This is a genomic window from Cellulomonas dongxiuzhuiae, assembly GCF_018623035.1.
Lineage (GTDB): Bacteria > Actinomycetota > Actinomycetes > Actinomycetales > Cellulomonadaceae > Cellulomonas > Cellulomonas dongxiuzhuiae.
Window position 1 is genome coordinate 2,328,466 of record NZ_CP076023.1, and the last position, 12,449, is coordinate 2,340,914.

Annotated in this window: 12 protein-coding genes; 4 read left to right on the plus strand and 8 right to left on the minus strand. The window is 73.7% G+C overall.

Features of this window, described 5'->3' with window-relative positions; translation table 11 throughout:
* Positions 1–37 precede the first annotated feature (37 nt).
* The 4 genes from KKR89_RS10395 to KKR89_RS10410 all read right to left on the minus strand — a co-directional run bounded on the left by KKR89_RS10395 (position 38) and on the right by KKR89_RS10410 (position 4,740).
* Positions 38–511 (minus strand): NfeD family protein, encoded by a 474-nt coding sequence (locus tag KKR89_RS10395; protein WP_208195282.1) that lies wholly within the window; start codon positions 509–511, stop codon positions 38–40.
* A gap of 92 nt (positions 512–603) precedes the next feature.
* Complete coding sequence (locus KKR89_RS10400) at positions 604–1,401, minus strand: ABC transporter ATP-binding protein (protein ID WP_208195283.1); 798 nt, start codon at positions 1,399–1,401, stop codon at positions 604–606.
* Between the two features lie 87 nt (positions 1,402–1,488).
* The gene (locus KKR89_RS10405; protein ID WP_208195284.1) at positions 1,489–2,514 is read right to left on the minus strand and encodes a GNAT family N-acetyltransferase; all 1,026 of its coding nucleotides are present in this window, start codon (positions 2,512–2,514) and stop codon (positions 1,489–1,491) included.
* 84 nt (positions 2,515–2,598) lie between these two features.
* Positions 2,599–4,740: a DNA gyrase/topoisomerase IV subunit B gene (locus KKR89_RS10410; protein WP_208195285.1), complete on the minus strand. Its 2,142-nt coding sequence runs from the start codon at positions 4,738–4,740 to the stop codon at positions 2,599–2,601.
* A 235-nt stretch (positions 4,741–4,975) separates the two neighbouring features.
* Here KKR89_RS10410 and KKR89_RS10415 point away from each other — a divergent pair, with 235 nt between their 5' ends.
* The gene (locus KKR89_RS10415; protein WP_191779853.1) at positions 4,976–5,191 is read left to right on the plus strand and encodes a DUF7455 domain-containing protein; all 216 of its coding nucleotides are present in this window, start codon (positions 4,976–4,978) and stop codon (positions 5,189–5,191) included.
* Positions 5,192–5,348: 157 nt separating this feature from the next.
* On the opposite strand, the gene KKR89_RS18300 is transcribed toward KKR89_RS10415, so the two are convergent.
* From KKR89_RS18300 to KKR89_RS10430, 3 genes are all read right to left on the minus strand, one after another.
* A complete protein-coding gene (locus tag KKR89_RS18300; RefSeq protein WP_243882226.1) occupies positions 5,349–6,884 on the minus strand; it encodes an RNA polymerase sigma factor in 1,536 nt (511 codons plus the stop codon).
* A 281-nt stretch (positions 6,885–7,165) separates the two neighbouring features.
* On the minus strand, positions 7,166–7,558 hold the full coding sequence (locus tag KKR89_RS10425) for a universal stress protein (RefSeq protein WP_208195286.1): 393 nt from the start codon (positions 7,556–7,558) through the stop codon (positions 7,166–7,168).
* A gap of 185 nt (positions 7,559–7,743) precedes the next feature.
* Positions 7,744–8,865 (minus strand): DUF4192 domain-containing protein, encoded by a 1,122-nt coding sequence (locus KKR89_RS10430; RefSeq protein WP_208195287.1) that lies wholly within the window; start codon positions 8,863–8,865, stop codon positions 7,744–7,746.
* A gap of 134 nt (positions 8,866–8,999) precedes the next feature.
* On the opposite strand from KKR89_RS10430, the gene KKR89_RS10435 reads away from it, so the two are divergent.
* Both KKR89_RS10435 and KKR89_RS10440 read left to right on the plus strand, forming a co-directional pair.
* Entirely contained in the window at positions 9,000–9,515 is a 516-nt protein-coding gene (locus KKR89_RS10435) for a hypothetical protein (protein WP_208195288.1), read from the plus strand.
* 9 nt (positions 9,516–9,524) lie between these two features.
* The gene (locus KKR89_RS10440) at positions 9,525–10,643 is read left to right on the plus strand and encodes a polyprenyl synthetase family protein (RefSeq protein ID WP_208195289.1); all 1,119 of its coding nucleotides are present in this window, start codon (positions 9,525–9,527) and stop codon (positions 10,641–10,643) included.
* A 39-nt stretch (positions 10,644–10,682) separates the two neighbouring features.
* Here KKR89_RS10440 and KKR89_RS10445 read toward each other — a convergent pair whose 3' ends face one another.
* Complete coding sequence (locus KKR89_RS10445; protein ID WP_251140850.1) at positions 10,683–11,093, minus strand: Rv2175c family DNA-binding protein; 411 nt, start codon at positions 11,091–11,093, stop codon at positions 10,683–10,685.
* Between the two features lie 177 nt (positions 11,094–11,270).
* On the opposite strand from KKR89_RS10445, the gene KKR89_RS10450 reads away from it, so the two are divergent.
* A complete protein-coding gene (locus KKR89_RS10450; RefSeq protein WP_208195290.1) occupies positions 11,271–12,413 on the plus strand; it encodes a LysM peptidoglycan-binding domain-containing protein in 1,143 nt (380 codons plus the stop codon).
* The last annotated feature ends 36 nt before the right edge of the window (positions 12,414–12,449 follow it).

The following is a 12,449-nucleotide window of genomic DNA, read 5'->3' on the forward strand; positions in this document are numbered from 1 at the left end:
CCCGGGAGCCCGGGTCGGATGTCTCGGTCGACAGGTGTCAGGCGGGAGCGACGCCGGGGGCGGCGGTGTCGCCCGGGGCGTTGGCGGCGGCCGGGCTGACGACGGCGGTGGCCCCGTCGATCTTCGTCACCGTGACCGCGGTGCCCGGCGGCAGGGAGCCGCCGTCCGCGGTACGGGCGGTCCACACCTCACCGACGAGCTTGACCCGACCGGTGGTGCCGTCGACCGTGGAGACGACCGTCGCCGGCCGCCCGACGAGGGCAGCGGCGTTCGTCTCCGGCAGGTCCACGCGGCCCTTGAGGTGCCGCAGCAGCCAGGGCCGCAGCGTCGCCAGGAGGATGATCGCGGTGAGCGCCGCGACGAGGATCTGCACGGCCACGGGTGCTCCCAGCGCGTACGCCAGCGCACCGGCCAGGGCGCCCCCGGCGAACATCACGAGCACGAGGTCCAGCGACAGCATCTCGAGGATGCCGAGCGTCAGGGCTCCCCCGACCCACCAGAGCCATCCCATGCCCGCCACCTCCGCGATCGCCGTCGTCCGTGGAACGATCCTATGCGATGGCTTTGCGAACCTGTGGGCGGCGGGTCACGGTACGGCCACGATCAGGCCGTGACCGCACCCGTCGCGTGGGCGGACCAGCGGCCGTCGACGTGGTCCAGACGCAGCGGGACGTCGAACGCACCGGAGAGGTTCTCGGCGGTCAGCGTCTCGTCGATCGGCCCGGCGGCGAACACCCGGCCGGCGCGCAGCAGCAGCAGGTGCGTGAAGCCCGGGGGGATCTCCTCGACGTGGTGCGTGACGAGCACCAGCGCGGGTGAGCGCCGGTCCCGCGCGAGCTCGGCCAGCGCGCCGACGAGCTCCTCCCGTCCCCCCAGGTCGAGGCCTGCGGCGGGCTCGTCGAGGAGCAGCAGCTCGGGATCGCTCATGAGGCTGCGGGCGATCTGCACGCGCTTGCGCTCCCCCTCGGACAGGGTGCCGAACCAGCGCTCCGCGAGGTGGGCGACGCCGAAGGCCGCGAGCAGGTCCGTCGCACGCGCCTCGTCGACGGTCTCGTACGCCTCGCGCCAGCGACCCGTCACGCCGTAGGCCGCGGTCAGCACGACGTCCCGCACGGTCTCGCCCGACGGGATGCGGTCGGCGAGCGCCGCGCTGGCGAGGCCGATCCGGGGCCGCAGCTCGAACACGTCGGTGGCACCCAGGCGCGCACCCAGCAGGGTCGCGGTGCCGGACGTCGGGTGCATGCGACCGGAGGCCACCTGCAGCAGGGTCGTCTTGCCGGCGCCGTTGCGACCCAGCACCACCCAGCGCTCCGCGTCCTGGACGCGCCACGACAGGTCCTCGAGGATCGTCGTCGCCCCCCGGCGGATCGTCACGTCCTGCAGGTCGAGCACGTCGGTCATGTCCACAGACCCTAACCGTCCCGGGGTGCCCGACATGCCGTGGGCGCGCGTCCCGGTCGATCTCACAGTGCCGGGAGGCGCCGGGACTCACAGTTCGATCGTCAGCATCGTCGACGAGTGCGCGACCTCGTAGCCCAGCGCGGCGTAGAGGCCGTGGGCACCGGACGGGTTCTCCGTGTCGACGTCCAGCTCGGCGTACTCGATGCCGTCGTCCGCGTACGCGCGCATCACCGTGGCGAGAAGCGCGACCGCGAGGCGACGTCCGCGCCACTCGCGGCGCACCCCGAGCAGCTCGGTGTACCCGGACGAGAACCCGGCCGCGGCCCAGTCATGCTCGTACCGCCCGGAGACCGCGTAGCCGGCGACCCGGTCTGCGTCGTCGAGGGCGACGAACGACCAGGTCGGGGCGAACATCGCCCGGCCCTGGCGCCACTGCTCCGGCGTTCGGGGCTCCGAGCCCCAGTGGTCGGCGAACACGTCGTTGTGGGCGCGTCGGACCGCGTCGTCCAGCTCGGGCGCCCACGGCACCACGCGCGCGCCGTCGACCTGCGGCACGTCGGGCAGCGCGAGGCCCAGGGCCCGACGCATCTCGGTGTAGTAGCGGATGGGTCGGAAGCCGGCGGCCTCGTACACGCGGGCCACCTCCGGCGTCGCGTCGTCGCAGTACGTGGCGATCCGTGCCGGGAGCTCCTTGCCGGACCCCGCGAGCAGCTGCCGCGCGCGCGCCTGCGACCATGCCACCAGCGCGGTGCCGACGCCACGACCGCGCCATGCGGGGTCGACGGTGCCCTCGACGAAGGCCCGCACGACACGCTCGTCGCCCGGGGAGGTGTCAGCGTGCGCCCAGGCGCGCGCCGTCCCGTCGGCGTCGAACCCCAGGAGAGTGTCCAGCCGCAGGTCGCGCCACTCCCCCGTGAGCTCCTGGGTCGTCTCGGCCTCCGAGGCCCGGTACGGCAGGCCGTCGGCCTCCTGCGAGCGGACCCGCAACGCGGTGATCCGCGCGGCGTCCTGCACCGTCGCCGGCCGCCAGGCCAGGCCGAGGTCGGGTCCGGGGACCGGGACGTGCGCGGGTGCCGCCGCGCGGACGTCCAGGGGGGCGATCGTGTCAGTCATGGGCACCAGCCTCGCGTGCGTGTCGCGCGCAGGCCACCGGTTTGTGTGCGACGCACGCCGTCCTGGTGTCGTGCGCCGGTGCGCTCAGGCGTCGATGCGGGACTGGTCGAGCGCGTGCGCGTTGGCGACGATGAAGTCCTTGCGCGGGGCCACGTCCGAGCCCATGAGCAGCTCGAACACCTTCTCGACCTGGGCGGCGGCCTGTTCCGCCTCGCCGATCCGGACCCGGCGCAGCGTGCGGTGACGCGGGTCCATCGTCGTCTCGGCGAGCTGGTCGGCGTCCATCTCCCCCAGGCCCTTGTAACGCTGGATGTCGTCCTTGTACCGCTTGCCGGCGCGGTCGAGCTTCTTCAGGGTGCTCGCGAGCTCGGCCTCCGAGTAGGTGTAGACGTACTCGTTCTTGCGCGACCCGGCACCGATGACCTCGATGCGGTGCAGCGGCGGCACGGCGGCGTACACCCGCCCGTCCTCCACGAGCGGACGCATGTACCGGAAGAACAGCGTGAGCAGCAGCGTGCGGATGTGCGCGCCGTCGACGTCGGCGTCGGTCATCAGGACGATCTTGCCGTAGCGCGCGGCCTCGAGGTCGAACGTGCGACCCGACCCTGCGCCCACCACCTGGATGATCGCGGCGCACTCGGCGTTCTTCAGCATGTCGCCGACGGACGCCTTCTGGACGTTGAGGATCTTGCCGCGGATCGGCAGCAGCGCCTGGAAGTCCGAGCTGCGGGCGAGCTTCGCGGTCCCGAGCGCGCTGTCGCCCTCGACGATGAACAGCTCGCTGCGTGCGACGTCGTCGATGCGGCAGTCCGCGAGCTTGGCGGGCAGCGAGGACGACTCGAGCGCGTTCTTGCGGCGCGAGATCTCCTTCTGCTTGCGGGCCGACACTCGCGCGCGCATCTCCCCGACGACCTTGTCGAGCAGGAGCGACGAGTGCGCCTTGTGGTCACGCTTGGGCGACGCGAAGATCTCGGTGAGCTGCTGCTCGACGACGCGGGCGACGATGCCACGCACGGGTCCGGTGCCCAGCACCTCCTTCGTCTGACCCTCGAACTGCGGCTCGGCGAGCCGCACGGTCACCACGGCGGTGAGGCCCGCGAGCACGTCCTCCTTCTCGACCCGCTCCGACGACGAGTCCTTCGCCGAGATCTTCAGCCGCCGGGCGTTGGCGGCCACCTGGGCCCGCACGGTCTTGAGCAGCGCCGCCTCGAAGCCGGCCACGTGCGTGCCGCCCTTGGGCGTCGCGATGATGTTGACGAAGCTGCGGACCTCGGTCGCGTACCCCGTGCCCCACCGGACGGCGACGTCGACGTCGCACGTGCGGGAGACCTCCTGCGGCGTCATGTGACCGCGGTCGTCGAGCACGGGCACCGTCTCCGTGAAGGTGCCCTGACCGGTGAGGTTCCACGTGTCCGTGACGGGCCCGTCCGGGGAGAGGTGCTCGACGAAGTCGACGACGCCGCCCGTGTGCAGGAACGTCTCCTCGTGCGGGCCGTGCTCGCCGGGGGTGCCGGCGACGCGGCGCTCGTCGCGCAGCGTGATCGCCAGGCCGGGCACGAGGAAGCTCGTCTGCCGGGCCCGGGTGACGAGCTCGTCGTAGGAGAAGACCGCGCTGTGAGGGAAGATCTGCCGGTCCGCCCAGTACCGCACCCGCGTACCGCTGACGCCCTTGGCGACCTTGCCGACGACGGCGAGCTCGGAACCCTGCACGAAGGGCTCGAACGGCGACTCGGGGCTGATGCCCGCGCTGTCGTCGAACACGCCGGGCTCGCCGCGGTGGAACGTCATGCGGTACGTGCGCCCGCCACGGTCGACCTCGACGTCGAGGCGCGCGGACAGCGCGTTGACCACCGACGCGCCGACACCGTGCAGACCACCCGACGCCGCGTACGAGCCGCCGCCGAACTTGCCGCCCGCGTGCAGCTTGGTGAGCACGACCTCGACGCCGGTCAGCCCGGTCTTGGGCTCGACGTCCACGGGGATGCCGCGTCCGTTGTCACGCACCTCGACCGAGGAGTCCGCGTGCAGCACGACCTCGATGCGGTCCCCGTGCCCACCCAGGGCCTCGTCGACCGAGTTGTCGATGATCTCCCACAGGCAGTGCATCAGGCCACGGCTGTCGGTCGTGCCGATGTACATGCCGGGTCGCTTGCGCACGGCCTCGAGTCCCTCGAGCACCGACAGGTGCCGTGCGGTGTAGCCGGCCTGAGCGGAGGTCGTCGTCACGGCGCCGATGCTATCCGGGTGGGCCCCTGCCACCCGTCCCGCCATGCCGCTCGCCGCCGGTGGCGACGCCCGGACCATGTGTCGGCCCTGTGACGCGTGTGGCACCTCACGTTGCACCAGGGTCACGAACGCGTGACACCTCGTCACGATCTTGTACGCAGAGAGCGAACCACCTGCCTTCGAGGGCACGAATCCGAGGAGCGGGTGGTTGTATGGAGATGTGACAGGGACGACGATGGAATCCAGGACCCCGCTGACGGCTGCCGACCGCTGCGACCGCTGCAACGCACAGGCCTATGTCCGCGTCGTGCTCCCGGTCGGTGAGCTGCTGTTCTGCGCCCACCACGCGCGGGAGCACGCGCCCAAGTTCGCATCGGTCGCGACGCACGTCCAGGACGAGACGGACCGGCTGCTCGCCGAGCACGGTGCGGGCCCCGGCGCAGCCGGCTGACGAGCGCACCACCACGAGCCACGTAGGCCCCGGACCCCACGGTCCGGGGCCTTCGTCGTGCCGGTGGAGGTGCTCGATGCGCGCCGTCCCGGGTGCACGGACGCCGAGAGCCCGGCCCCTCGGTGCGGGCCGGGCTCTCGGGGACGTCAGGTGGCCGTCAGTCGAGGTAGTCGCGCAGCACCTGCGAGCGCGACGGGTGACGCAGCTTCGACATCGTCTTGGACTCGATCTGGCGGATGCGCTCGCGCGTCACGCCGTACACCTTGCCGATCTCGTCGAGCGTCTTGGGCTGGCCGTCGGTCAGGCCGAACCGCATGGAGACCACGCCGGCCTCGCGCTCCGAGAGCGTGTCGAGGACCTGGTGCAGCTGCTCCTGCAGCAGCGTGAAGCTCACGGCGTCCGCGGGCACGACCGCCTCGGAGTCCTCGATGAGGTCACCGAACTCGCTGTCGCCGTCCTCACCGAGGGGCGTGTGCAGCGAGATGGGCTCGCGACCGTACTTCTGGACCTCGACGACCTTCTCAGGCGTCATGTCGAGCTCCTTGGCCAGCTCCTCCGGCGTGGGCTCGCGGCCCAGGTCCTGGAGCATCTGGCGCTGCACGCGGGCGAGCTTGTTGATGACCTCGACCATGTGCACCGGGATGCGGATCGTGCGGGCCTGGTCGGCCATCGCCCGGGTGATCGCCTGCCGGATCCACCACGTGGCGTACGTCGAGAACTTGTAGCCCTTGGTGTAGTCGAACTTCTCGACCGCGCGGATCAGACCGAGGTTCCCCTCCTGGATGAGGTCCAGGAAGAGCATGCCGCGGCCCGTGTAGCGCTTGGCGAGGGAGACGACCAGACGCAGGTTCGCCTCGAGCAGGTGGTTCTTGGCCCGCCGACCGTCCTGCGCGATCCACTCCAGCTCGCGACGCATCTTCGGCTCGAGCGTGTCGCGGATCTCCGCGAGCTTCTCGTCGGCGAACAGGCCGGCCTCGATGCGCTTGGCGAGCTCGACCTCCTGCTCGGCGTTCAGCAGCGCGACCTTGCCGATCTGCTTGAGGTAGTCCTTGACGGGGTCCGCGGTGGCGCCGGCCGTGACGACCTGCTGCGCGGGGGCGTCGTCGTCGTCCGCGTCGGAGTAGACGAAGCCCGTGTCCTCGGGCTCGTCCTCCTTCTTCGCGACCGCCGGCTTCGCCTCGGTCTCGTCGGCGACCTCCTCGGTGTCGTCCGCCTCGACCTCGACCGTGTCGGCGACCTCGACGTCCTCCAGCTCGGTGACGTCGACGTCGACGACCTCGTCGACGGCCTCGTCCGTCACCTCGGACGCCTTGGCGGCAGCACCCTTCGCCGTCGTCTTCGCGGCGGCCGTCTTGGTGCCGACCGTCTTGGCAGCGGCGGACTTCGTGGCGGCCCTGGCCGGCTTGACGGCGCCGTCGGTGACGGTCGCCTTCGCGGCAGGGCGCGACTTCGCGCTCGTCGCCGCGACGGCCCGACCGGCAGAACCAAGGTCGTTCACGTCGACGCCTGCCGTACCGAGACCTCGGACGACGGCACGCAGCCTCTTGGGGTCCTCGACGCCGGCAGCCTCGCAGGCGGCGCGAACCGAGGCGCTGTCGACGCTCCCGTGGGTCCGTCCACGCATGACCAGCTCCTGCAGCGCAGGGTGCTGGAACTCACGCGGGAGCGCGGGGTGGGGGGTCTGGGACGTCAAGAAACGACCTTTCGTCAGCGCGGCAACCGGAACCGTGGAGAGTCCGAAGGACCGGGAGACAGACAGATATTGTACCGACCCGCGGAGGCCTGCCGCGCGTGCAGCCGCGCGCGTCGCCGGCGGCACGTGGATCGCTCCCCGGGGTCGACCTGCTGCAACACCGCGAGGGGCCAGGTCATTCCCGACGCGCGCATCCGGGCGCGCCGCGCGTCACGCACCGCACCGGGCTGGGGGCCGCATGCGAGCTCGGGCGAGGCGACACCGCCGCCGATGCCCGCGTGTCAGCCTGCGGGCTTGACCGTAAGCACGGGGCACGGCGCGTCGAAGAGGACCCGCTGCGCGTTGGACCCGAGGATCAGCTTGCCCACAGGGCTCCGCCGACGCAGACCCAGCACGACGAGCTGCGCCCCGACCTCCTCGGCGGTGCTGATGAGGTCGTCGGCGACGTCGCCCCCGGCGAGCAGCCGGACGTCGTGCTCGACGCCCTGCGCCGTGAGGTCGTCGCGCACCTCGCCCAGCGCCTGCTCGACCTCCGCCCGACGTTCCGGCGTCTCGTCGCGGCGCACGCTGAGGACCACGACCACCGGGACGGACCGGCGTCGAGCCTCCTCCACGGCGGCGTCCAACGCTGCGTGCCCCTCGGGGGTCGCCAGGTAGCCGACCACGATTCCCATCGCCGCTCCTCCTCCTGGCCCCTGCCGGCCTCGACGGCGACGCTACCCGAGCGCGAGGCCTGCCACGACCTCGACAGGTGCGCGACGCACCACCACTGACCGGCGACGACGCGCGCCCGCCCACCAGCACCGACGCACCCGATCGGCCGCACCGTCGCCCGCGACGGCCGCTCCCGACGCCGCGGTCATGGCTGCCGACGCACCCACCCGGGCGCCAGCCCGGCCTCGACTGCGCTGCGCATGAGCCGAGCGAGCCGGTACTCCGGGTCGTCGTCCAGCGCCCGCTCGAGCAGCACGGCGGCGCGCGCGCCGTCACCCTGCCACCAGGCCACGGTCGCGAGCAGCGTCGAGGCCGGCGCCTGCGCGCCGCGCCTGCCGTGCGCCACGACGTCCTCGAGGGCGTCGCGCACTGCACGCACCGACTCGTCCGGGTGTCGCCCGTCCCCCGGGTCCACCAGACGTCCGATCGCCGCACGCACCTCGGCGTCCTCGTCCGGACCGGCCTGGGTGAGCGTCCGCTCGGGCAGCGAGCCGGCGTCCGGGAGGCAGGCGACGAGAACCGCGTCACGGACCCGGCGGTCGGCGAGCCCCGCCTCGACCCGGCCCAGCAGCGCCGGTCGCGACACCGGGACCGCCCGCTCCGTGGACGGGCGGACGACCAGCGCGCGCCACGCGGCCAGGGACTCCGACCGCCACCGCGCCAGCTCCTGCGGCCCGCTCGCCGCCGCTCGCACCCGAGCGTCCGCACGGCGCCGACGCACCCGTGCGACGGCACGGCGGGCTGCGGGCGGCGCGGTCGCCACATGTCCCAACGACTCACGTCCAGCGGCCACCACGGACCCGGCCAGCACCATCTCGGCGCCCGCCCGGGTGGCCTGCAGGTCGCTCAGTGGGTGCCCCTGAGGTGGGCAGCACGTGTCCTGGCACGAGCGGCAGCGGAAGGTGGTGTCACCGACGAGCACCACCTCGACGCCGCCGAAGGGCACGTCGAAGGCCTCGGCCACGTGCGAGGCCGCAGCCTCGGCGAGCCCGGCGCCCGCAGGGACGGAGGTCTCGGCGTAAACGACGAGGACGGCACGTCGGGCGCCGTCGCGGTGCAGGTGCGTCGCCAGCGACCGGGCGACCTGCGGGCCGTGCGTCGGGTCGGCGACGTCGCCGAGGTCGACCCGCGCCACCATGCCCACCTGCCCCCGTGGCCCCCGCAGACTCACCGCGACGGCGCTGTCGCGGGGCTGGAAGCCGAGGAGGTGCGGGACGAGAGCGAGCAGCTCGCGCGGCTCGCCGAGCCGGAGGAGGAGAGGTTCCATGTGCCCACCGAAGCGCGCCACGCGCGCACCGTGGGGCGTGCGGGTCGGACCTGTGGGCCCGCCTCGGCCGGGCCGGGCCTGTGGTCGGCTCGCGCGCCCGTCCCACGACCGCGCGGTCGCGCTAACCTGGCGCCGTGCCCCGTACGACTCTCCTCGCCCTGGCAGCCGCGACGCTGCTCGGCCTGGGCCTCGTGACCGGCTGCACGACGAGCACCGCGCCGCCCGCCGCCCCCTCCGGGTCCACCGCGACGCCCACACCCACGCCCGGCGAGTCCCTGCTCACGGACGACATCGCGGACGGCACCGCGGTCGGCACGCTGGCCCCGAGCTTCCCGGCGGACCTGGTGCCGGTGCCGCCCGACGCCGAGGTGCTGGTGTCCTCCGCCGAGCCCGCCGGCGACGCGACGCTCCGCATCAGCCTCAACGTCCGGACCGGCCAGGACACCGCCGGCCTGGTGGAAGCCGTCCGGGCACCGCTGCTGGCCGCAGGCTTCACCGAGTCGGCGCCACCGGCGGTCGAGGCCGGCCTCGCGGCCCAGACCACGTTCTCCCGCTCCGCGGGGTCGGAGCTGCTGGTCGTGGGCGTGCTCGACCGGGACGGCATGCGGACCATGACCCTCGGTGGGACGGTGGCGGCGCCCGCGCCCTAGGGTGGGCACGTGCCCACCGCGAACGCTGCTCTGGTCGACCGTGAGAACCTGCGCGCCGGCGTGGACGCGGCCCTCGCCCGGCACGTCGCCGGTCTGCGCGAGACCTGCCGCGCGATCAGCCCGGACGCCGCACCGCTGGCCGACGCGGTCGAGAGCATGCTCGCCGGCGGCAAGCGGCTGCGTGCCGCCTTCTGCTACTGGTCGTGGCGCGCGCACGGCGGGACGCCGGGCGACGGGCGGGAGCAGGCGGTCCTGCGCGCAGGTGCCGCGCTCGAGCTCTTCCAGGCGGCGGCGCTCTTCCACGACGACGTCATGGACGACTCCAGCACGCGTCGCGGCCGGCCGACCGCGCACCGCGTCTTCGCGGACGACCACCGGGCGGGCGTGCGTCGGGGCGAGCCGCGGCGCTTCGGGGACGGTGCCGCGATCCTCCTCGGCGACCTGGCTCTCGTCGCGAGCGACGACGAGATGACGCGCGCCCTGGCCGACCTGCCGGCGCCCGTCGCGCACATCGCGCACGCGGTGTTCGCGGACATGCGGACCGAGGTGACGGTCGGGCAGTACCTCGACCTTGTCGCCCAGACCATGCCGTGGGGCGATCCGCAGGAGGACGAGCGGCGGGCACGCGACGTCGTGCGGGCGAAGTCCGCGCGCTACAGCGTCGAGCACCCGATCGTGCTGGGCGCCGCGCTCGCCGGCGCCGACGAGGCCGCCGTCGCCGGCTGCCGCGCCGTCGGGCTCCCGCTCGGTGAGGCGTTCCAGCTCCGCGACGACCTGCTCGGCGTGCTCGGCGACCCGTCCACGACGGGCAAGCCGACCGGCGACGACCTGCGCGAGGGCAAGCGCACGGTCCTGGTCGCGCGGGCCCTCGCCCGGGCGACCGCCGCGGGCGACGCCGGAGCCGTGGACGTCCTGACGAGCGGCGTCGGGGACCCGCACCTCGACGCCGCGGGCGTCGCGACCCTCACCGAGCTGCTCGTGCGCACGGGTGCGGTGGCGGAGGTCGAGCAGCTCATCGACGAGCTCTGCACCGAGGCCTTCGCGCAGATCGAGGCACGCGACTGGCCCGAGCCCGCGCGCAGCGCACTCGTCGACCTCGCGCACGCGGCGGTCCAGCGCGCCGCCTGACGTCCCTGCGTCGTCCGCCCGTGCGGACGCGCCGGCCGGCTAGAGGAGCGCCTGGGCCACGCGCCGTACCTCGGTCTTGCGGCCGGCCCGCAGCGCCACGATCGGCGCGACCCCGAGGGTCTCCTCCTGCGTGAAGAGCCACTCGATCGTCTCCTCGTCGGAGAAGCCGTCGTCGCCCAGCACGGTCAGGGTGCCCTGCAGCGCCGCCAGGACGGCCCACGGCCGGTCGGCGGAGGGCGCGTCGGGGGCGGCCGGGTTGGAGAGGTGGCCGGGCACGAGGCAGTCGGCCGGCACGCTCAGCACGGGCGGGGTGCCCCGCCGCACGCCGACGAGCCGCCGCTCCTGCAGGAGGCGACGCACCCTGCCCGCGTCCACGCCGAGCATCTCCGCAACGTCGGGAACGGTCAGCCAGCTGCCGACGAGAAGGTCCAGATCCGAGGTCGAACTCACCCGGTCAGCCTACGGGTCCCGCGCGCGGAGACCGTCATCCGGCCCGCGGGGTTTCCGTCCTGGACATTCTCGTCTAGCGTCGAAGTTCGTCACACCCGTCACACGCGCACCACGCGTCACGTCCGTGCCGCTCCGCGCACACCGCACCACATGCTCCACAACCGCCCTGGGGGGGCCATGTCCGCACTTACTCCGCGTCCGCGCACCGTCGCGCGCGCCGCGACCGGGACGGGGGCCACGCTCGCTCTCGCGACCGTCGCGCTCGCCGCCACCGGCACCGCCGGCCACGCCGCCGACTACACCGTCCGGCAGGGCGACACCCTGACGTCGATCGCCAAGCGCAGCGGGACGACCGTCGCGCGGATCGCGGCCGACAACACCCTGGCCGACCCTTCACGCGTGCGTGTGGGGCAGGTGCTCCGTCTCCCGGACGCCGCGCCGGCGGCGTCCGCCACGCCTGCACCCGCTCCTGCCGGCACGTCGTACGCCGTCCGTAGCGGCGACACCGTCTCGGCCATCGCGGCACGGCACGGGACCACCGTCGCCGCCGTCGTGGCCGCCAACGGCCTCGACGCCCGCGCCTTCATCCGCGCCGGGCAGAGCCTGACCATCCCCGGCGCGGCCGCAGCGCGGCCCGGCACCGGGGCCGCTCCCGCGGCCTCCACCGGCACCTACACCGTGCGCAGCGGCGACACCGTCTCGGCCATCGCGGCACGGCACGGCACCACCGTCGCCGCCGTCGTGGCCGCCAACGGTCTCGACGCGCGCGCGTCCATCCGCGTCGGGCAGGACATCGCGCTGCCGGGCGGCACGTCCGCGGCGACGCCGACGCAGCTCGTCGGCGACACGTTCGCGGGCCGCACGTACGCGCCGCAGGTCGTCGACGCGGCGAACCGCAACAAGGCGACGCTGCTGGCGGCGGGCGTCCCCTCGCGCGCCGACATGCAGGCGAAGGTCGCGGCGACCGCGCGGGCCATGGGGGTCGACCCCGCGCTGGCGCAGGCCGTGGCCCACCAGGAGTCCGGCTTCGACCACACGGCCGTCTCCCCCGCCAACGCCATCGGCACGATGCAGGTGATCCCCTCGTCGGGCGAGTGGGCCTCGCAGCTGGTCGGCCGCCAGCTCGACCTGCTCGGTCCGGACGACAACGTCGTCGCGGGCGTCGCGATCCTGCGGTCGCTGGTGCGCACCTCCCCCGACCTCCCGACGGCGATCGCGTCGTACTACCAGGGCGCGGGCTCGGTGAAGCGCAACGGCATGTACGCGGACACACGGCGCTACGTCGCCAACGTCCAGACGCTCATGACGCGCTTCCGCTGACGCGCGCGGCTCCCCGGATCTCGCGCCCGCCGACCG

Bases quoted from the DNA above. Each gene is read 5' to 3' on its own strand.
- KKR89_RS10395 (WP_208195282.1), bottom strand. From the start codon at position 511: ATGGGATGGCTCTGGTGGGTCGGGGGAGCCCTGACGCTCGGCATCCTC.
- KKR89_RS10400 (WP_208195283.1), bottom strand. From the start codon at position 1,401: ATGACCGACGTGCTCGACCTGCAGGACGTGACGATCCGCCGGGGGGCG.
- KKR89_RS10405 (WP_208195284.1), bottom strand. From the start codon at position 2,514: ATGACTGACACGATCGCCCCCCTGGACGTCCGCGCGGCGGCACCCGCG.
- KKR89_RS10415 (WP_191779853.1), top strand. From the start codon at position 4,976: ATGGAATCCAGGACCCCGCTGACGGCTGCCGACCGCTGCGACCGCTGC.
- KKR89_RS10425 (WP_208195286.1), bottom strand. From the start codon at position 7,558: ATGGGAATCGTGGTCGGCTACCTGGCGACCCCCGAGGGGCACGCAGCG.
- KKR89_RS10430 (WP_208195287.1), bottom strand. From the start codon at position 8,865: ATGGAACCTCTCCTCCTCCGGCTCGGCGAGCCGCGCGAGCTGCTCGCT.
- KKR89_RS10450 (WP_208195290.1), top strand. From the start codon at position 11,271: ATGTCCGCACTTACTCCGCGTCCGCGCACCGTCGCGCGCGCCGCGACC.